This window comes from uncultured Desulfovibrio sp. (assembly GCF_902477725.1).
Lineage (GTDB): Bacteria > Desulfobacterota > Desulfovibrionia > Desulfovibrionales > Desulfovibrionaceae > Desulfovibrio.
Window position 1 is genome coordinate 36,985 of the sequence record NZ_CABSIF010000017.1, and the last position, 20,557, is coordinate 57,541.

17 protein-coding genes are annotated in these 20,557 nt (G+C 59.1%); 9 read left to right on the plus strand and 8 right to left on the minus strand.

The window, feature by feature from the left end; all coding sequences use genetic code 11:
* Positions 1 to 45 precede the first annotated feature (45 nt).
* Entirely contained in the window at positions 46 to 1,032 is a 987-nt protein-coding gene (locus tag RDK48_RS13475) for a DUF3298 and DUF4163 domain-containing protein (RefSeq protein ID WP_298994827.1), read from the plus strand.
* 88 nt (positions 1,033 to 1,120) lie between these two features.
* Here the strand turns inward: RDK48_RS13475 and uvrC are convergent, their stop codons facing one another.
* Complete coding sequence (gene uvrC, locus RDK48_RS13480) at positions 1,121 to 3,010, minus strand: excinuclease ABC subunit UvrC (protein WP_298994824.1); 1,890 nt, start codon at positions 3,008 to 3,010, stop codon at positions 1,121 to 1,123.
* Between the two features lie 135 nt (positions 3,011 to 3,145).
* Entirely contained in the window at positions 3,146 to 4,357 is a 1,212-nt protein-coding gene (gene trpB / locus RDK48_RS13485) for a tryptophan synthase subunit beta (protein WP_298994818.1), read from the minus strand.
* Positions 4,358 to 4,758: 401 nt separating this feature from the next.
* On the opposite strand from trpB, the gene RDK48_RS13490 reads away from it, so the two are divergent.
* Entirely contained in the window at positions 4,759 to 5,553 is a 795-nt protein-coding gene (locus tag RDK48_RS13490; RefSeq protein ID WP_298994816.1) for an FAD-dependent thymidylate synthase, read from the plus strand.
* An 88-nt stretch (positions 5,554 to 5,641) separates the two neighbouring features.
* Here RDK48_RS13490 and RDK48_RS13495 read toward each other — a convergent pair whose 3' ends face one another.
* Positions 5,642 to 6,994, minus strand: a complete 1,353-nt coding sequence (locus tag RDK48_RS13495; protein ID WP_298994815.1) for an O-antigen ligase — start codon at positions 6,992 to 6,994, stop codon at positions 5,642 to 5,644.
* Between the two features lie 147 nt (positions 6,995 to 7,141).
* On the opposite strand from RDK48_RS13495, the gene RDK48_RS13500 reads away from it, so the two are divergent.
* The 6 genes from RDK48_RS13500 (at position 7,142) to RDK48_RS13525 (ending at position 12,624) form a co-directional block, all read left to right on the plus strand.
* On the plus strand, positions 7,142 to 7,825 hold the full coding sequence (locus tag RDK48_RS13500; RefSeq protein WP_298994813.1) for an NYN domain-containing protein: 684 nt from the start codon (positions 7,142 to 7,144) through the stop codon (positions 7,823 to 7,825).
* 248 nt (positions 7,826 to 8,073) lie between these two features.
* Entirely contained in the window at positions 8,074 to 8,817 is a 744-nt protein-coding gene (locus tag RDK48_RS13505) for a basic amino acid ABC transporter substrate-binding protein (RefSeq protein WP_298994812.1), read from the plus strand.
* Between the two features lie 64 nt (positions 8,818 to 8,881).
* Positions 8,882 to 9,625, plus strand: a complete 744-nt coding sequence (locus RDK48_RS13510; protein ID WP_298994810.1) for a basic amino acid ABC transporter substrate-binding protein — start codon at positions 8,882 to 8,884, stop codon at positions 9,623 to 9,625.
* 173 nt (positions 9,626 to 9,798) lie between these two features.
* A complete protein-coding gene (locus RDK48_RS13515) occupies positions 9,799 to 10,599 on the plus strand; it encodes an amino acid ABC transporter permease (RefSeq protein WP_298994808.1) in 801 nt (266 codons plus the stop codon).
* Entirely contained in the window at positions 10,586 to 11,332 is a 747-nt protein-coding gene (locus tag RDK48_RS13520) for an amino acid ABC transporter ATP-binding protein (protein WP_022659603.1), read from the plus strand. The genes RDK48_RS13515 and RDK48_RS13520 overlap by 14 nt, the downstream gene beginning before the upstream one ends.
* A gap of 143 nt (positions 11,333 to 11,475) precedes the next feature.
* Positions 11,476 to 12,624: an MnmA/TRMU family protein gene (locus tag RDK48_RS13525; protein ID WP_298994806.1), complete on the plus strand. Its 1,149-nt coding sequence runs from the start codon at positions 11,476 to 11,478 to the stop codon at positions 12,622 to 12,624.
* Between the two features lie 1,030 nt (positions 12,625 to 13,654).
* On the opposite strand, the gene gcvPB is transcribed toward RDK48_RS13525, so the two are convergent.
* The 5 genes from gcvPB to RDK48_RS13550 form a co-directional block, all read right to left on the minus strand.
* Complete coding sequence (gcvPB, locus tag RDK48_RS13530) at positions 13,655 to 15,103, minus strand: aminomethyl-transferring glycine dehydrogenase subunit GcvPB (RefSeq protein WP_298995588.1); 1,449 nt, start codon at positions 15,101 to 15,103, stop codon at positions 13,655 to 13,657.
* Positions 15,100 to 16,431: an aminomethyl-transferring glycine dehydrogenase subunit GcvPA gene (gene gcvPA / locus RDK48_RS13535; RefSeq protein ID WP_298995591.1), complete on the minus strand. Its 1,332-nt coding sequence runs from the start codon at positions 16,429 to 16,431 to the stop codon at positions 15,100 to 15,102. The genes gcvPB and gcvPA overlap by 4 nt, the downstream gene beginning before the upstream one ends.
* Before the next feature lie 333 nt (positions 16,432 to 16,764).
* Complete coding sequence (gene gcvH / locus RDK48_RS13540; RefSeq protein WP_298995619.1) at positions 16,765 to 17,151, minus strand: glycine cleavage system protein GcvH; 387 nt, start codon at positions 17,149 to 17,151, stop codon at positions 16,765 to 16,767.
* A gap of 97 nt (positions 17,152 to 17,248) precedes the next feature.
* A complete protein-coding gene (gene gcvT / locus RDK48_RS13545) occupies positions 17,249 to 18,331 on the minus strand; it encodes a glycine cleavage system aminomethyltransferase GcvT (RefSeq protein WP_298995621.1) in 1,083 nt (360 codons plus the stop codon).
* A 252-nt stretch (positions 18,332 to 18,583) separates the two neighbouring features.
* Positions 18,584 to 19,417: a TatD family hydrolase gene (locus RDK48_RS13550; RefSeq protein ID WP_298995624.1), complete on the minus strand. Its 834-nt coding sequence runs from the start codon at positions 19,415 to 19,417 to the stop codon at positions 18,584 to 18,586.
* A gap of 172 nt (positions 19,418 to 19,589) precedes the next feature.
* Here RDK48_RS13550 and RDK48_RS13555 point away from each other — a divergent pair, with 172 nt between their 5' ends.
* Positions 19,590 to 20,546, plus strand: coding sequence for a UDP-glucuronic acid decarboxylase family protein (locus tag RDK48_RS13555; RefSeq protein WP_298995627.1), 957 nt, complete (start codon positions 19,590 to 19,592; stop codon positions 20,544 to 20,546).
* The last annotated feature ends 11 nt before the right edge of the window (positions 20,547 to 20,557 follow it).

The window sequence follows — 20,557 nt, forward strand, 5'->3', positions numbered from 1 at the left end:
CAAAACCCCGTCGGTCAGATTTTCTGACCGCTACAATGGATGAATATGCCCCGCCTAGTCTTTTTTCTGCTTCTGCTTTTGCCGCTGCTGGCATGCGCGCAAGCCGCCCTTGCCGCCCGTCTGCCCGAAGTGCAGGCAGCGGGGTCACTGAAAGCTGAAACTCCTGTTCAGGGCATTAAAATAATACCGGCCCGCAAGGATTCCGCGGACGCGCCGCCCACTTCGCTGGCCGCTGCCGACCCCAATGCGGGTTCAGGCCAGCCCCCTCAGCACCCGACTAATGTGGACAAAGACAGCCCTGCCGTAGCGGACACTCCTGTCGCGGCAGATGCCGCACCAGCGCCGGCAGCAGTGGAAAAAGCCGACAAGAAAACCGCGGCAGCCATCATTTCCGGTTCTCGCCGCCCTGGCATCATTGAACACCAGATCGTGCGCACCAACCGGGAAGACAAACCGGATATCAATCTCAGCTATCCCTCGGTCGGCATCCGCGCAGTGGACGCCAATATCCGCGAATGGGCCACTGGCATAGCCGACGCCTTTGAAGAAACCTTCAATTCGCCCGGTCTGTACCCGGATGAAAACCGCCCCGTTCCTGAACTGTGGTGTTCCTATTCTCTAAGCCATCCTTCGGACAAGGCGCTGAGCATCACCTTTGAAGTCTGGACGTACACGGGCGGCGCACAGGGCAATCTGGACATCATGACCCTGAACTACAGCCTGCTGACAGGCCAGCGCCTGGGGCTGGTGGATATTTTTGAAGATCCGGACGCGGCCCTTGCCATCATGTCCGCATGGTCGCGCAGGGAGCTTTTCCAGCGCCTCGGCGGCATGCGCCAGGAGCAGTACCTGCGCACAGGCCTTAATCCCGTGCCGGAAAACTTCGCCAGCCTGACCCTGACGCCCTCGGGCATACGCATCAACTTTCAGCCCTATCAGGTGGCCCCTGGCATGGCTGGCGCGCAGAAGGTGGAAATCCCCATTGAAGAGCTCCAGCCTGCGCATCCCCTGATGCTGCTCTGGGGCAAATAACACCCCTCGCCGTCGCGCGCTCATATATGCAAAAAGCCCCTTTCGGGGCTTTTTTTTTGTGAGCAGTCGCCAGCTTGCACGGCGGCAATCAATCCAGACCGCGCAGCTTTTCGCGCAGCAGAGCGGCCTTGGCAGGGCCGATGCCAGGAATCTTGCACAAATCATCCACACCTGCGGCCCGCATGGCCTCAACACTACCAAAGTTGTCCCAGAGCAAACGCGCCGTGGCAGGGCCGATGCCCGGCAGACGCATCAGCTCGCCAGACAGGGCTGCACCTTGACGCGCCCGGCGGTGTCGGCCAATGGCAAAACGGTGGGTATTATCGCGCACGTTCTGCAAAAACAGCAGTTCCGGGCCGCCCTCGCGCAGGGGCAACGGATTTGCGCGGTTGGGCACAAAAATTCTGTCAGCCACATTGCCCGCGCGGCGGTCGGCATGGCCTTCCTCATCCCTGGCCTTGGCAATGGCCGCGAGGGCAAACAGGTCTTCCTGCCCTGCCTCGCGCAGGGCGCGCTGCACGGAGCCGAGTTGCCCGCGCCCGCCGTCTATGAGCAGCAAATCCGGCCACGGCGGGCCGCTCTCAAGCCTGCGCGCCACCCATGCATACAGGGTTGCGTAGTCATCCCCGCTGTCAGGCATGGCATAGGCCCGGTACTGCGAACGTTCGGGCTTGCCGTCCTCAAAAACAACCATGCCGACGCGGGTCTGCTGCCCGCCGGTGTGGGACACGTCCACGCATTCAATGCGCATGGGCGGGCCGGGCAGGTGCAGAGCTTTCGCCAGACGCTCCAGAATGTTCTGATCCGTTTTCTGTTCCTGACGGCGGGCTTCCTCCCGCGCGTTGGACTGCGCAAGGTCTATGAGCTGGTTGTCCCCCGCATTTTGCGGCGGCACAATGCGCACGGCTCCGCCCCGGCGATCGGCAAGAGTCTGCTCCAGCGTCTCGCGGGTCGATGCGCCGTTTTCACCTGCCTGAATGTTTTCATCAGTTGCCTTGTCGCCCTCTGCTCCCTGCTCCTCTTCCTGATCGGCGGGAATCCAGGGCAGCAGGATACGCGGGGGCGGCGTGGCCTGACTATAATACTGCCCCATGAACGACCACAAAAGCTCCGGCGCGTCTTCAAAGGTCAGGCCCGACCAGTAAAAAGCCCGACCGTCCGTCACGGCCCCGTTGCGCACAAAGATAAGCCCCAGCGCCAACCCCTTATCCGCAGAGAACAGGCCCACCACGTCCATGTCGCCACCGCCGGGCAGCACGGCGGCCTGCCGTTCAACAGTGCTTTCCACAGCGCGTATCTGATCGCGCAGGCTGGCGGCCCTTTCAAATTCCAGTTCTTCGGCGGCCTGTTCCATGGCGGCGCGTAGCCCGCCAAGCAGCTCGGCGGAACGCCCCTGGAGCAGATCCGTCACCTTGCGCACGTTTTCGTTATATTCCTGCGATGTCACCATGCCCATGCAGGGCGCGGGGCATTGCCCCATAAAATGATACAGGCAGGGGCGCACACGGTTTTTCATGGCCTTGTCGGTGCAGCGCCGCAGGGCAAAGGCCCGATGGATGAGTTTCCACGTTTCGCGCGCCGCCAGAGCGGACGTGAACGGGCCAAAGTAACGCGCGCCGTCCCGCCGCGCCTGCCGCACGATTTCCAGCCGGGGAAAGGGATGCTTTGGATTGATGCGAAAAAGCACGTACTGCTTGTCGTCGCGCAGCACGATATTGTAGTGCGGCCTGTGCTTTTTGATGCAACTGGCTTCCAGCAGCAGGGCCTCTTTTTCCGTGGTGGTGGTCAGGTACTCGATGCTCTCGGCATGCGAAAGCATGGCCCGCGTCTTGGCTGGCAGGCCTTCTGGCCGAAAATAGGAGAGCACCCGGCGGCGCAGTACACGCGCCTTGCCCACATAGATAATGCGGCCCTTGGCGTCCTTGTACAGGTAAACGCCAGGAGTAAGGGGAATGCTGGATGATTCGGGCTTCTGCATGACAAAAGAATGGGGAGTTAAAGAAAAAAAGCAAGTGCGGGGGAAAAAGCCAAAAGGCTTCCATCCCCCGCGCTCCTCCTGCAAAACTGGCGGGCGTCTGCTTCCGCAGCCGCCAGAGCAATTTTAAGAATTGCCCTAAATCAGACCCTTCTGCATCATTTCGGCAACCTGGGCCACGTCCTTGTCGCCACGGCCAGAGAGGTTCACCAGCAAAATGCTGTCCCCAGGCATGCCGGGGGCCATCTTCATGGCGTGGGCCAGCGCGTGGGAAGATTCCAGCGCCGGGATGATGCCTTCATGCCGCGAAAGGGCAAAAAATGCGTCCAGGGCTTCCTTGTCTGTCACGCTGACGTATTCGGCGCGGCCCATATCCTTGAGCAGTGCGTGTTCCGGCCCCACTGAGGGATAATCAAGCCCGGCGGAAATGGAATACACTTCGCCCGCCTCGCCCGCAGGGTCCTTGATCATGTAGGAATTGAAACCGTGCATGACGCCGGGTTCGCCCAGGCAGAGGGATGCGGCATGCTCGCCGTAGCTGTTGCCGCGACCGCCGGGTTCCACGCCCAAAAGGCGCACGTCCGTATCGTCAAGAAAACCCGCAAACAGGCCAATGGCGTTGGAACCGCCGCCTACGCAGCCAAGGCAGGCGTTGGGCAGGCGGCCAGTTTCGGCCAGCATCTGGGCGCGGGCCTCGCGCCCCACCACCGACTGAAAAACGCGCACCATATAGGGGTACGGATGGGGGCCAACGGCAGAGCCGAGCACATAGAACATTTCCGGATCTTCAATCCACATGCCCAAGGCTTCGTCCACGGCTTCCTTAAGGGTACGCTGACCACTCTTGGCCGCCACAACGCGCGAGCCGAGCATCTCCATGCGGATAACATTGAGGTGCTGGCGCTCAATATCCACTTCACCCATGCAGATGGTGCATTCCAGCCCCATCAGAGCCGCTGTGGCCGCAGTGGCAACACCGTGCTGGCCTGCACCGGTTTCTGCAATAACGCGCTTCTTGCCCATGCGTTTTGCCAGCAGGCACTGCCCAAGGGTATTGTTGATCTTGTGCGCGCCCAGATGGTTGAGGTCTTCGCGCTTGAGCCATATCTGCGCACCGCCAAGGTGACGGCTCAGATTGGCGCAGTGGAATACCGGATTGGGCCGCCCCGTGTAGTGGGAGCAAAGATAATCCAGCTCTTTCTGGAAGGACGGATCCGCCTCGGCGGCCTTCATGGCTCCGGCCACTTCGTCCAGACGGGCCTTGAGAGGCTCGGGTACGAACTGCCCGCCGTAGGCCCCAAAAAAGCCCTTGCTGTCAGGAATGCCGTAGGGGGCGGAATGCTGGCTCATGCGATCTCCTTCTTCATGCTGAGTTTCTGCAAATATCTGCGGCCTGCGCGGTTTTCAGCCTATGAAAGGTCATCCGGCGGCGGCATTTCAAAAAACTTCGTCACTCTGGCGTGTTGCCCGTGCCATGTCAAGATGCCGCCCCAAATACCCGCGCAGGGCGGGACTTTTTCGGTTTATCCGCGCTTTGCGCGGCACAGCCCGCAACCTTGCCCGCAGAGGCGCTTTGCCCTATAGTCTGCCTCTCTTTTACAGACCTGAGAGCAGTTAACGCATGAAGTGCGTTAACTGCTCTGCAAGGATTTTCAGGAAAATCCTTGCCACGAAATGAGCGCGGGCAGGCTTTGCCTGCCGTAAGCGGGCATTTCAAGTGTTAAATGCTCTAGATGTGAGGCGGAGGATCCATGCTTGACGAAAAATACACTGGCAACGGCAAGGTTGTGCTGCTGGCAGGCGGCGGAAAAATCTATACGGATATCGCCGCCCGATTTGTGCGCAGCGAGCGCGAGCTGGAAGAAATTGTGGCCTCGCCCTACTCGCGCCAGATAGTGCAGAATATTCTCGATTCCGGCCACAGGGCCGCGCTTGAGTTCGACTTTTTTCTCTTTGGTGTTGAAGGCTATTCGCGCGTTACCGAAACCCAGCTTGTGCGCAAGCGGCTGGCCTCATACCTCATCAAATCCGGACGGGCGGAACTGGGCGGCAAGCGCCGCTATTCCGTGGTGTATCCGCGCAGCGTGGCCGAATTTTCCGCGCAGGTGACCCTGCCCGACGGGCACACGGCAACCCTCAGTGGGCACGATCTGGCTGACATTTCACGGCAGTGGTATGATGCAGGCCTTGACGCGGGTCTGCCAGAAGAAGATTTGCGCTACCTGAAGCCACAGGCCACGGAATTCAAGGCCATCATCGGCATGAACGCCCACGCCCTGCTCGACTGGTTTGCCATCCGCTGCTGCCGCAATGCACAGCACGAAATACGCCATCTGGCGTGGCAGATGCTGCGCCTCAGCCGCAAGGCCGCGCCCGACCTCTTTGCCGGTGCAGGCCCAAGCTGCGTGCAGATGGGCTATTGCCCTGAAAACAAGCGCCAGCACGCCCGATGCGTGGGCCGAGTGCTCACCAAGGAACAGGCGCTTGAAATGCTGCGCTCGCATGGCGGGCAGCAGACCAGCGCGGAAGACTTTACCGATCAGTAAGACTCGCCCAAAAGGCGTGTAGAAAAGTTTTGCGGTTACGCGCACATTGTACGCGTAACCGCATTCTCTTTTGCTCGTATGGGGCTCTTTAAAAAAAAGTTTTGCCCACCGCTGCGGCCTCATCCTGACGTGCCTGATCGGCCAGATCTTCGGGGGCGGCATCCAGACCGTTGACCACAGCCCCGATCATGACCCCAAGGTGGCTCATGGCAAGCCCCAGCCACCAGATGCGGTAAAAATCATGCCCAAAGATGCCGTTGACCAGCCAGCCGCCAAAACCGATCCAGAACCAGGCGGTCATGCGCCAGTAGATGCTGGGGCTTTTGCTTTCAAGCTCTGCCAGCAGGCGCGGGCGTATACGCTTGTAGCCCCACCAGATGAAGCCCAGCAAAAAAATCATGCCCAGCACAAAGCCAACAATGCCGTGCGCGTACAGCATATCCAGATAAAGGTTGTGCGGATGGCTGATGGTGATAACGTCTTTTTCAGGCGCAAGGCCGAGCGCGCGGAAGGCCTCGTTATAACGGCCCGCTCCGGCTCCCAGCCAGGGATGTTCGCAAAACACCTGCCATGCCAGATGCCACAGGCTCCAGCGGCCATCGCTCTCCACCGCGCCCAGCCCGGCCCGGCCCTGTAATACGAGCACAGCCAGCAGAATGCCCAACGAGCCCACGGCAAGCTTGAAGCGTCCACGGCCCCCGCGCAGCAGCACCCACAACCCAAAAGAAACAGCTACAGCCAGCGCACCGCTACGGCTGCTTGCGCCAATCAGCAGGAAAAACGCGGGCCAGAGCGTTGCAAACCACAGCAGGGCCGAAGCCGCAGGCGTGAGGGCACGGCGCAGGATAAACCAGAGGGAAAAGGCAGGAATGAGCGCCAGGGCTATGTAGTTGCCCACAGTATAATCGCCGAGGCTCCCCGTGAGCCTGCCCGCATTAAGGGCGTAGCCCATGATGAAATCCGTGCCGGTCAGCGCCTGGTGCAGGCCGTCCAGCCCTTCCCAGAAGCAGGCCAGCACGCAGGCCCACACAAGGCGGCGCAGGTCTTTTTCGCTCCGCACGCATTCCATGCCGATAAACGGCAAAATAAAACCCTTGTTGATGCCTGTGCCCGCGTGGAGAAGCGAAGTCCATATGTGTTCTGAAAAAAACACGCCAATGCAGATCATGGCCCACAGGCAATAAAAAAGCGGACGCGCATCAAGCCTGTGCAAAACGCTTTCTGTCCAGCTGTAGCGATAATAGAGCAACAGAAAAACAAAGCAGATTACTGGCAAAACCTCACGCGCGCCGTACCCTATGGGAAAGGAGGCCAGCGAAATCCAGAACGACCAGAAAAGACAACGGCTCCACTGCACATCAGACGGATTGCGCAGTGCGCAAAGCAGGCGCTCCCGCACGTGCAATCCCCGGTTTTTTGCTTCATTAAATATATTCAGCACAGCTCATGCGCCCTTTGTTTGGATACAGATTATGGCGCAAGATGTATCCGTTGACGGGCGTAAATTCAAGTAGCAGTAAAGTCCTTGCATTAGGGAAACAGGCAAAATATACTTTTGCGATAAATTATTTCACCATTGAGGTACAATATGGCCAGATTTACCGGTTTTGACGAAGTATTCAGTGCACTTTACGTTGACTTCGACAATATTTACACCCGCTTTCTTGAAATTGACCCCGAGGCGGCCAGGGCCTTTGGCTCTGTTCCATACCGGTGGGTGCGCTGGATTGAAAACCATGCGCTACGCATTCTGTACGGCGAAGGCGTACGCCGCCGCATCCTTAAACGTATGTGCTACCTGAACCCCCAGCGCTATCAGGAATACCGCAATCCCTTCATCCGCAGCGCATTCCAGGTGGTGGACTGCCCGCCGCTGACCACCCGCGGCAAGACCAGTACCGATATCCATCTGGTGATGGACTGCATGGACGACCTCTCGCACTCCACCCACTTTGATGAATTCATCATTCTTTCCGGCGATGCGGACTTTACCCCCCTGCTCATCCGCTTGCAGGAACACGCCCGCCGCACCCTGGTGCTTTCTGTGGGCTATTCTTCGCCCGCATACACGGCTGCGGCATCCTGGCGCATCCGCGAAGACTGGTTTTTGCAGCAGGCCCTGCGCGACGAGCGCGCCGATGAGGTGGACGACCAGCCCATCCCTGTAGCGCCCACACCACCCATTGCCCGCACCGCGCATGCCGCGCCGCCCGCCCCTGAAAAAACCCCTGACGATGAAGACGAAGGCCCAGCCCCCGGAAATGCGTGGTAACTACCCGCAATCTGTCAGACCAACGGCCCGAAGCGCTTGACGCCGGGAGCCGCCAACGCTAAAAAGTGAGACGCTCTTTTCTGGTTGGTAGCCCGCCCTACTGGTGCACCCCGCGCTTACCGGCGAACCACGGACCGCCGCAGCCTGTTGCCGTTTTCAGTGATTACGGCCACTTGTTTACGGCGCAGGCGTCCCCCATGACGCATACAGCGGCGGGCCTGAATCATAAAACCTGGTTAGGAGGTCCTATGTTTCGCCGTGTTATTCTTGCCCTGATTACCCTTGCCCTGCTCTGCGGGCCGGCGGCTGCCGCCGAAAAATTCATTGTTGCCAGCGACTGCACATGGCCCCCCATGGAAATGCTGGACGCCAACAAACAGCCTGAAGGCTTCTCCACCGACTACCTCCGCGCCATGGCCAAGGCCGCCGGCTTTGAGGTTGAAGTGCGCAACATCGCGTGGGACGGCATTTTTGGCGGTGTGGCCACCGGACAGTACGACATCGTGGCTTCCTCGGTGACTATCACCCCCGAACGTGAAAAGCAGTTTGACTTCTCCGCTCCTTACTATGAAGTGGTTCAGGCCGTGGTGCTGCCCGCTGGCAAGAGCATCAAGACTCTGGCCGACCTCAAGGGCAAGAAGGTCGGCGGCCAGATCGGCACCACCGGCATCTTTGTCATGCGCAAGGCCAATGCCAGCGCGGACATCAAGGAATATGACGATGTGGGCCTGGCTATTCAGGACCTCGTGGGCGGCCGTCTTGACGCCGTTATCTGCGATGATCCGGTTGCCATGTACTATGTGAACAAAAAGCCTGACACCGCTGGCAAACTGAACATTTCGTTCAAGGCCGACGAAAAGGAATACTATGGCTTCACCGTCCGCAAAGGCCGCAAGGACCTCGTGGAAAAGCTGAACAAGGGCATTGCCGCTGTGAAGGCTTCTGGCGAAGACCGCAAAATTGCTGAAAAGTGGCTTGGTAAATCCAACTAACGTTCCGTTTTCGCGGGGCGTTCGGGCTTGTCCTGGGCGCCCCGCCGTATTTTAAGGAGTGGACATGATCCGTCGTCTGTTGCTGGCCCTGGTTGCCGTTTCTCTTTTGTGCAGCCAAGCCATGGCTGCTGAAAAATTCATTGTGGCCACTGACTGCACCTGGCCCCCCATGGAAATGCTGGACGCCAACAAGCAGCCCATTGGCTTTGATGTGGACTTCATCACTGCCGTTGGCAAGGCCGCCGGTTTTGAGGTTGATGTGCGCAACATCGCCTGGGACGGCATTTTCGGTGGCGTAGCCACAGGACAGTACGACATCGTGGCTGCCGCCACCACTATCACTGAAGAACGTCAGAAGCAGTTTGACTTCTCTGATCCCTATTATGAAGTTGCACAGGCCGTGGTGCTGCCCGCTGGCAAGAGCATCAAGAGCCTGGCTGACCTCAAGGGCAAGAAGGTCGGCGGCCAGATCGGCACCACCGGCGTGTTTGTTATCCGCAAGGCTGGCGTGACTGTTGACCTCAAGGAATACGACGACGTGGGCCTGGCCATTCAGGACATGCTGGGCGGTCGCCTTGACGCCGTGATCTGCGATGATCCGGTTGCGCTCTACTACGTCAACAAAAAGGCCGACACCGCTGGCAAGCTGAACATTTCTTTCAAGACCGAAGAAAAGGAATACTACGGCTTTACCGTGCGCAAGGGCCGCAAGGACCTGGTGGAAAAGCTGAACAAGGGCATCAAGGATGTGAAAGCTTCCGGCGTGGAAGCCCAGTTGCTCCAGAAGTGGATGGGCGCCTCCAAGTAGTTTGCTTTTTTTCGTGATATTTTGGTGGCTTCCGGGCTTTTGCCCGGAAGCCATTGCATAAACCAGGGCAATCCCTTACACCACAGGGCCAGCCCGTTATAACCCACGGCACCCCGGCACGGCCCAGCCGTTGCCTGCTGCCAGCCTCAAACGCCTTGTCATGAAGGACTGCGATGCACGATAAAAAAGATGGAAGCAAAGGCAACATCATTATGGTCACGGATGGCGCGTCCATCCCCGACCCACGTGAATGGCGCCTGATAAACGCATGGTCTATCGCCCTGGTGGGCGCGCTCGGCACCCTGTTTACCCTCTGCACGATCTGGCCCGAGCCATACCTGCGCATTCTGCTTTACCTGCCGGACGGCGTACTGATCACATTCAGGATCACCATGCTTTCCATCTGTTGCGCAGTGCCGCTGGGGCTGCTCACGGGGCTTGGCCGCATTTCAGACAACCGCCTCATAAATCTCATCGCCTCCACCTATGTGGAAGTGATACGCGGCATCCCTCTGCTGGTGCAGATATTTTACATCTACTACGCCCTCTCGCGCTTTGTGCAGGTGAGCGGCGTTACCTCTGCAGTGGTTGCCATCAGCTTTTGCTACGGCGCCTATATGGGCGAAGTGTTCCGCGCGGGCATCACGGCCATCAACAAGGGCCAGACGGAAGCCGCGCGCTCGCTGGGCTTCAACCGCTACCAGACCATGCGCCTTGTGGTGCTGCCCCAGGCCATGCGCACCATTCTGCCCCCCGTTGGCAACGAATGCATCGCCATGCTCAAGGATACCTCGCTTGTATCCATCATGGCCGTGCCGGACATCATGCAGCGCGCGCGCAGCTTTGTGGGCACCACCTATCTGTATTTTGAAACCTACACCATGGTGGCAATCATTTATCTCATTATCACCCTTGTGCTCTCCAAGGCTGTGAGCATCATGGAATCCAGGCTGAACTACTATGACGGAAAATAGCGCCGCCCCAATTATCTCCATCAATCACGTCTGGAAGTACTTTGGCTCGCTGCCTGCCTTGCAGGATGTAAGCCTGGATATTGCTCCCGGCGAACGTGTGGTCATTATCGGCCCTTCCGGCTCCGGCAAGTCCACCCTGCTGCGCTCCATCAACAGGCTGGAACAGATCGACCAGGGCAGCATTATTGTTCAGGGGCAGGATATCCAGAGCGATGAGAACAACATCAACGAGATGCGCCAGAACCTGGGCATGGTTTTCCAGCAGTTCAATCTTTTTCCGCACAAGACGGTACTGGAAAACCTCACTCTTGCCCCGCGCCACCTGCGCAAGCTGTCTCGCGAAGAAGCCGATGCCCGCGCTCTGGGTCTGCTCAAAAAGGTAGGCATCAGCGACAAGGCCAATGTTTACCCTGCCATGCTTTCGGGCGGACAGCAGCAGCGTGTTGCCATTGCGCGCGCTCTGGCCATGCAGCCCTCCATCATGCTCTTTGACGAACCCACCTCAGCCCTTGACCCCGAAATGGTGGGCGAAGTGCTGGACGTTATGGTGAAGCTGGCAGAAGAAGGCATGACCATGGTTTGCGTAACCCATGAAATGGGCTTTGCGCGCACTGTCGCCGACCGCCTCATCTTTATGGATCAGGGCCAGATTGTGGAAATGGGCAAGCCTGAAATGCTTTTCACTGCCCCCCGCCATCCGCGCCTGCGGCAGTTTCTGAATCAGATTCTGTAGTCCGCTTTTGCTCAGGAGGGGCCTTTGCGGGCAAAGGCCCCTCCTGCCATGCCTCCCCCCGCCCTCATTCCCTCCATCCCTTATGAGTTGCACCAGCAGCCTCGCCCTCAACGGCGACAACAGCAAGGGAGTGACCAAAGCCCATGAACGCCCCACACCCACACAGCCTTACCGTGGCCGTTGCCGTAAGCGGCGGCGTAGACAGCCTGTGCGCAGTGGTTATGCTGCACAATGCGGGCTATCAAGTATTGGCCCTGCACGGTCTTTTTTTGCCAGACGGCCCAACCATTGCCCCCGCAGGACTGGCCGAAGCTTGCGCCACGCTTGGGGTTCCCCTGCATGTGGCAGACCTGCGCGCAGCCTTTCAGCGCGAAGTGCTGGGTCCCTTTGCCGCAGCCTACGCACAGGGCCGCACACCCAACCCCTGCGCCTACTGCAACCGGGCCATCAAGTTTGGCGTGCTGCTCGATACCGCACTTGCTCTCGGTGCGGACAAGCTTGCCACCGGGCATTACGCCCGTCTTGTTCCCGGCCCGGACGCGCCAACAGCTGCGGGCGAAGGTGAAACTTTCGAAACCTATCCCCTGCTTGCCGCCGCTGTGGACGCCGCCAAGGATCAAAGCTATTTTCTCAGTCTCGTGCCGCGTCAACGGCTGAACAGCGCCCTGTTTCCGCTTTACGGACAGAACAAAGAGCAAACTCGCGCCATTGTGGCGGCAGCAGGGCTGGCTGTTCCCCTGCCGTCAGAGAGTCAGGATATCTGTTTTGCCCCGCCCAGAGCGCAGGCTGGCATATCGGCTGCCGAGGCTTACCGCCCCTTTCTGGAACGGCACTGGCAGGCGGCTGGCACCATCGCGCCGGGACCGGGGCCTGTTCTATTGCTGGACGCGGCGGGCAACAAGCGCGAAATTGCCCAACACAAAGGGCTTTGGCGCTATACGGAAGGCCAGCGCAAGGGCCTTGGCATTGCCCATACTGAGCCGCTTTTTGTGCTGACCAAGGATAGCGCGAGCAACACCCTTGTGGTTGGGCCGCGTGCTTTGCTGGGTATACGCACCTGCGTGACCGGGCCAGCTAATATCGCATTGCCGCCTCATCTTTGGCCTGACACGCTGCTTGTACGGCTGCGGCATCGGCAGCGGCCATGCCCGGCGAACGTGCAGGTTGAGGATGCGTGTCTACGTATAGTGCTGGCTGAGCCGCAGTTTCCCACGGCTCCCGGTCAGGTGGCAGCGGTTTATGACGAAGAAGGCCGCGTGCTGGCTGCGGGTGTTGTGGAGGAGATGGCCTGAAAATTCACTCAGGTATGTTTCCTTTATGATGGGTGTGGGTGAGCCTGTCAGGCTGATTTACGCAAACCCGACTTTTACGGCCTGAATGCGTCAGCGCCGGGATTTTGATGCTCACGTACATGAGTACGCTGCGCTCAAAATCCCGGCGCTTCCTTTTCAGACCGCTAAAACCGTATTTTGCAAATTCGCCCAACACTAACCATCGCCTCCGCTACGCTCCGGCGAGTCTAAGGAAGGCGACTTCACGACCAGCTCCTGATGACGAAGAATATCTATACAACTCGCGAGGTATTCGTCTGATTACGGTTGAATGGAGCACAGATTTACCGAAAATAAAGTAAAAGTGAAAAAAGCGCTTCTTTTGTTATCTGGACTATGCATGGTCATCCCAAGAGCTTTTTTTCGTCTACGTATTTCAAAAAACAGTGGACAAAAAGTTATAGACCTAACAGTTCAGTGATCACCAAACGCCCACAAGTTACTAAAAATGATACAAAGCCAGCACCTGAACCAGTAACTGTACAATGGTATCCGGCTGAAACGGAAAATCATCCAAAGCGAAAACGGACTATGGCATTTACGCGGCGCGGAGGGAGATCACCTGAACGAGCGGAGCGAGGGAAGGAAGCTCCCACAGCTACAGCCGCATTGCCCTCGCCACCTAACGACAATTGGAAACCTTTCCCAAAGGGGTGCTTCGGGGGGGATGCAAGGGGGGCCGAGAAGGGGGCGTAGCCCCATAACCGGCCCCACCTTGCCGCGCGCCGCGCAGGCGTCCCAAACTCCGCCGGACGGCGGAACCCCATGTCCGAAGGGCAGCAAAAATAAGCATGATCTCTGGACGCGCAGACGTCCCAAACTCCACCTGAGGGCGGAATATCGCACTCAAAGGGCATTCAAACAAAAAAATTTCGCCTCAACCCGATAACAAAAAAGACAGGCCTCAGCGTCAGCCAAGGCCCGTAATAAAAGTTTTTGCGGGATGGGGGTTTGGGGCTTTTTACAAAAAGCCCCCTGCCCCCAATTATCTCTACCCCATATCTTCCGTCAGCACCATCTGACGCGCGGCGGCGGTTTCGTCCAGACGACGCACGGGCAGATTGGTGGGCAGTTCCTGAAGGGACTGCGGATCAGCCTTGCCCGTGAGGACGATCTCCTTCAGGGCTTCAACGTAACCGTCTAGGGTTTCCTTGCTTTCCGTCTCCGTGGGTTCGGCCATGAGGCACTCGTGCACGATAAGCGGGAAGTAGATGGTGGGCGCATGGATGCCACGTTGCAGCAAGGCCTTGGCGATATCCAGAGCGCGCAGACCCTGCGGTGCGGACGCTACGAATTCGTGCGCGCAGAAGCGATCCTTGAAGGGAATCTCCAGCACGTTCTCAAGCTTTTTCTTGAGGTAGTTGGCGTTGAGCACAGCATATTCAGATGCGCGAGTGAGGCCTTCGCCCCCGAGGCGCAGCATGTAGGCCAGGGCTTTGATAACCACACCAAAGCTGCCATAGAAGGGGCCGATGGGGCCGATGGTCTGCGGCAGATTGTAATCAAGGAAGAAACGCCCGTCAGGGTGCTTTGCCACGCGCGGGGCGGGCATAAAGGGCAGCAGACGGTCAGTGACGCCCACGGGGCCAGCGCCGGGGCCGCCGCCGCCGTGCGGGGTGGCAAGAGTTTTGTGCACGTTGAGGTGCACCACGTCAAAGCCCACATCGCCCATGCGCATTTTGCCCATGATGGCGTTCATGTTCGCGCCGTCGTAGTACAGCAGGGCGTCGACCTTGCGCAGCTCGGCCACGATGCGGGGCAGGTGCACTTCCATGAGGCCGAGGGTGTTGGGGCAGGTCATCATGAGGCCCGCCACATCCTCGCCGTGTTCGGCAATGGCCGCCACGATGGCTTCGGGATCCACCATGCCGTCGCGCGATTCGATGTTGATGGTGTCAAATCCGGCAAGGGCGGCGGAGGCAGGGTTGGTGCCGTGGGCCGCATCGGGAATGAGCATCTTTTTGCGGTTGCGTCCCTTGGCCTTGTGATAGGCGGCAATGAGCTTGACGCCGGTGAATTCGCCGTTGGCCCCGGCCATGGGCTGGAAGGTAAAGGCCTTCATGCCCGTGAGTTCGCAGAGCAGATTTTCGGCTTCATACAGGCATTCCAGCGCGCCCTGGGCGCAGTCGGCACCGCCCTCAAGCTGGGCCATCATGGGGTGCAGGTGGGTAAAACCCGGCAGCGCCGCCACATATTCCATGAACTTGGGGTTGTACTTCATGGTGCAGGAGCCAAGGGGATAAAAATTGGCGTCCACGCTGTAGTTGAGCTGCGAGAGCTGGGTGAAGTGGCGCACCACGTCCAGTTCCGAGCATTCGGGCAGACGGGGAGCCTTTTTGCGCAGCAGGTCTGCGGGCAACATGGCCTCAGCCTTGGGGGCAGAGCTGTTCAGGCAGTAGGCAGTGCGCCCAGAAACGGATTTGGCGAAAATGGTTTTCACAGCAGACCTCCCATGATTTCGGCCAGCTTGTCTATCTGGGTGCGGTTGTTGGCCTCGGTGCACGAGAGCAGCAGCACGTTTTCCATGCCAGGATAATGATGGCCCAGCGGATAACCGGGCACAACACCCTTCTGCGTCATGGCCTTGACCACTTCAGCAGCGGGCATGGGCAGGCGCAGGGCCACTTCCGAGCCGTAGGGGGCGCTGTTGAGCAGGTCCACGCCCTTGAGGGCTGTGAGGCGCTCAACGGCGTAGCGGGCAAGTGCCATGTTGTTTTCGGCCACCCGGGTGAGGCCCTGCGGGCCAAGCAGGCTCATGTGGATGAGCGAGCGCAGGGCGCAGAGAGCCTGATTGGAGCAGATGTTGGAGGTGGCCTTGGCGCGGCGGATGTGCTGCTCGCGGGCTTGCAGGGTCAGCACGTAGCCGGTCTTGCCGTCCACATCGGTGGTGCGGCCCACAATGCGGCCAGGGAACTGGCGGATGTGTTCCTTGCGGCAGGCCATGAGCCCGAGGTAAGGGCCGCCGAATGAGAGGTTCATGCCAAGGCTCTGGCCTTCGGCCACGGCCACGTCAGCCCCCATTTCGCCAGGGGTTTTGAGCACGGACTGCATGACCGGATACACGGAGATGACGCCAAAGGCCTTGTTGGAACGGGCCTTGGCAAACAGGGCCGTGTAGTCCGCCACCGCGCCGAAGAAATTGGGATTCTGCACAATAACGGCAGCGCACGTAGTGTCGGCGGCTGCCATGAGGGCATCCATGTCGCTGCAACCATTCTGCTGGGGTACGGTCTTGATTTCCAGATCAAGGCTGGAAACATAGGCATCCAGCATGGAGCGCCAGATGGGGTTGACGGTTTCGTCTACCACCAGCACGCGGCGGCGCGTGGAGCGCACAGCCATCATGGCGGCTTCAAAAATGGCGGTGCCGCCGTCATACACGGAGGCATTGCCACAATCCATTTCCATCAGGCGGCTGACGGCGGTCTGGAATTCAAAAATGGCCTGCAAGGTGCCTTGCGAGCATTCTGCCTGATAGGGCGTATAGGCGGTGTAAAATTCGCTGCGGCCAGAAAGTGCGTCCACAGCCTTGGGAATGTCGTGGTTATAAAAGCCTGCGCCGAGAAAGGACACATGACCGGGGCAGTTTTTGGCTGCCAGCTCTTCAAGGTGTCCGCAGACGGCGGCTTCGCTCTGCCCCTTGGGCAGATCAAAGCTCTGGGGGCGCATGCTGGAGGGGATGTCGGAAAAAAGCTCATCCAGACTGCGCACACCAACTACGGAGAGCATTTCATGCAACTCTTCCGGCGTATGGGGAATGTATGGCATACTAGCTCCTTGCCGCCGGACACGTTGTACCGCTTGTGCGACGGCAGCCGCTGTGAAAGGGACTCCGGCTGGAACCCGCCGTTGTACGACGCTGCTCCAGCCGGTGCGAAAGAAAAAACTTCAGGCTGTTTTACACACTCGGTGCAAAAGTTTGCCAGCGCGCAGGCAGCCCAAAATCATACAAGGGTAACGTGGAGTTGCGGGAATTTTTGTTTCCTGCCAAGGATGGCGCGTTTGGGCGGCGCGAAGTGTATTCAGACATACATGAGCGCCGCACCAAGCAAGCCAGACGCAGGCAGGGGGCAAAAAAGCCGCAAGTCCGCGTTACCCTGTTTAATGCTTTTCGGTGGCGCAATGAGCCTCGTAAGCCACCGCGTCCAGCAGACCGCCGGGCTTGTGGGCCAGCTTGACGCGCACAATCCAGCCCTCGCCAAAGGGATCGCTGTTGCAAAGCTCGGGGGTGTTTTCCAGAGCTTCGTTCACGGCTATCACTTCGCCCGTAACGGGAGAAATCAGATCGCTGGCGGCCTTGACCGATTCCACAGAGCCGAATTCCTTGTCTTCAGAAAGCTGGTCGCCCACGGGGGGCAGTTCCACGTAGGTGATATCGCCAAGGGATTCCTGAGCAAAGCTGGTGATGCCGATGACGGCCTCGTCCCCTTCAATGCGGGTCCATTCGTGGCTGGTGCTGTACAGAACATCGGCGGGATTGGTAGCCATGTGCAAACTCCTGAAAAATTGGGTTCAATCGTTATAAAAATTACGCTGTCTTGCGGGGTATGCCGTGCGATGCGGCCCCCACAGGTCAACGACCGTATCAGGCCAGTTTTTTACGCGCGGTGCCTTCAGTGTAGAACGGCGCTTCAACCCGCGCGGCGGGCAGTTCCGTTCTGGCGGCGCGAACCACAAAATTCTCGGCTCCGGCATGCGCGGCCTTCACCCAGGCAAAGGCAATCACATAGCCCAGCGAGGGCGCAAACGAACCGCTGGTCACGTGGCCCACTTCCGTACCGTCAGCAAGGGCGACCACGTCGCCGTGACGGGCGGCGCGGCGGCCGTCAATACGCAGGGGCACCAGCACTTCGGCAATGCTCTGCGCGCCTTCGCGGCCCACATAGTCGGCGGTGCTGGTCATCATGCGGCCCATACCGGCTTCGGCGGGGCTGTGATTTTCGTCCAGATCGTGCCCGTACAAAGGCAGGCCAGCCTCAAGGCGCAAGGTATCGCGCGCGCCAAGGCCTATGGGCTTGACGCGTTCGTCAGCCAGCAGGGCGCTCCAGAAAGCCTCGGTCACGGAGCTCTCAATGTACAGTTCGTAGCCCAGCTCACCGGTGTAGCCGGTGCGGCTCACCAGCAGGGGCGTGCCCTGCCAGGTGGTTTCGCGAAAGCCGAAGTAACCGAGATCATGAAAATTCTGGCCCAGCAGCTTTTCGAGCACATCCAGGGATTCCGGCCCCTGGAGGTCGATCTTGCCGGTTGCTGCGGAAATGTCGGTCATCTTGACGCTTTGGGGCAGGCGGGCGCGCAGCACGGCGAAGTCGTTGGCGGCGCAGGCGGCGTTGACCACGGCCATGAAGGAATCAGGGCCGAAGCGGTAGATGATGCCGTCGTCCAGCACACCGCCCTTTTCGTTGAGCAAAAAGCCGTAGCGGCACTTGCCGGGGGCAAGGGTCTGGAGGTTGTGGCTCACGGCCTTGCTCAGGGCTTCGTCTGCGCCGGGGCCTTCAATAAGAAACTCGCCCATGTGGCAGATGTCAAAAAGACCTGCATGCTGGCGGGTGTGCTGATGCTCGACAATAATACCCTCATACTGGATGGGCATAACCCACCCGGCAAAAGGGGCCATTTTTGCGCCATGCGCCTCGTGCCAGGCAGTGAGGGGGGTACGCAGATCCGACATGGAATCTCCTTGAAGTTGGGCAAACAGCTTGCGCTGACGCTATAGAGGACGCGTCAAGGCTGCCCTGCCGCTGCAATGCGCTGCGGCAAGCCGGACCAAGCGCGAACAAACACCGAAAATATTTATCAAAAACATTACCAAGCCACCGTTTCGAGCGGCTTTGGACATGGTATCACTTCTGCCATGTGGACACAAGAACATACCCGTGCAAGGGCAGCCGCGCGGGCGGGACTGTCAGGGGCTAACACAGCATCATTCCTGCGCTGGCAGTCCAAAAAACCGGCGGGCATTGTTGCCGCAGGTACGCCAGAGATCTTCGGGTTTTTCTCCCCGCGCTTCGGCCATGGCCCGAACGGTAAACACCGTATAGGACGGCTCGTTGCGCTTGCCCCGCCACGGCAGTGGGGCAAGATAGGGGGCGTCGGTTTCCAGCAGCAGACGGTCGGCGGGAATAAGAGCTACAGCCTCACGCAGGGCCTCATTGGCCTTGTAGGTGACCGGGCCGGGAATGGAGATGTGCCAGCCGTTGCCCAAGATGCGCCGTGCAATTTCCGGCCCCTGACCAAAGCAGTGCCACAGGAGGGGATACCCGGCAAAGCCCTCGGCCTCCAGCGTCATGAGTGTTTCTTCCTCTGCATCGCGGCAGTGAATGACCACCGGACGTTCCACGGCGCGCGCCAGAGCAAGCTGATCGCGCAGGGCCTGATACTGGATTTCCCTCGGGCAATCCGGCCAGTAAAAATCCAGACCGATTTCGCCCACGGCCTTGAGCCGGGAGTCCGCGTCAAAGGCGGCGCGCATGGCGGCAAGACGTTCCTGCGTGCAGTTCTGCCCGTCACACGGGTGCACGCCCATAAGAAAAAACACTTCGGGGTGGGCATCAAAATAAGCCCGGCGGGCATGGTATTCTTCCGGCCCCAAAAAAACGTTGCCCACCTGGGCTAAGCCTGCCGCGCGGGCGCGTTCAAGCACGGCATCGCGATCCGCATCAAATTCCTGACCATCAAGGTGCGCGTGGCTGTCCACCCCGGCAAGGGGCAGGGCCAGAGTCAGGGGATCAATGCGGACGGCTGATTTTTTCGACATGGTTTACCTCGCGGCCGATACATAGCAACGGGCGCAGGCGAAAGGCAAGGGGCAAGTCCCGGCCAGCAGACACCCCCGTACCCAACCGCCATTGCAAAGCCCGGACAATGGGGCTATGCTTTGGGGGATTTGCCAGTTTTTACTGGTTTCCTATACTTTTTTCGGGGGAATCATGCATCTCCGCAAGCGCATTCTTGTCACCGGCGGTTCCGGCTTTTTGGGTTCGCAACTGTGCGAACGCCTGCTCAACGAAGGGCACGAAGTGCTCTGCGTGGACAATTTCTTTTCCAGCGCACGCGCCAACGTAGAAGCGCTCATGGATAACCGCAGGTTTGAGCTTATCCGCCACGACGTGACATTTCCCCTCTATGTAGAGGTGGATGAAATTTACAATCTGGCCTGCCCGGCTTCGCCCATCCATTATCAGCACGACCCGGTGCAGACCATCAAGACCTGCGTTCACGGCGCCATCAATATGCTGGGGCTGGCCAAGAGGCTTGGCGCGCGTATTTATCAGGCATCCACCAGCGAAGTGTACGGCGACCCCGAGATACATCCGCAGCAGGAAAGCTACTGGGGCCATGTGAACCCCAACGGCATCCGCTCCTGCTACGATGAAGGCAAGCGCTGCGCCGAAGCCCTGTTCTTTGCCTATTGGCGTCAAGGCGGCCTGCCCATCAAGGTGGGACGCATCTTCAATACCTACGGGCCCAAGATGCACCCCAACGATGGCCGCGTGGTCTCCAACTTCATCATTCAGGCGCTCAAGGGCGAAGCCATCACTATTTACGGCGATGGCTCCCAGACCCGCTCTTTCTGCTATGTGGATGATCTTGTGGAATGCATGATCCGCTTCATGGCTTCGCCCGATGATTTTGTGGGCCCCATGAACATGGGCAACCCCGGCGAGTTCACCATCCGCGAACTGGCAGAAAAGGTTGTGGAAATGACCGGCAGCAAGTCCGTGATTTCTTACGAACCCCTGCCCGGCGATGACCCCAAGCAGCGCAAGCCTGATATCACTCTGGCCCGCGAAAAGCTTGGCTGGGAACCCAAGGTCGCCCTTGAAGAAGGCCTGGTAAAAACCATCGCCTACTTTGAAAAACAGCTGAAAGACGGCCTGGCGTAGGTATTCCGGCA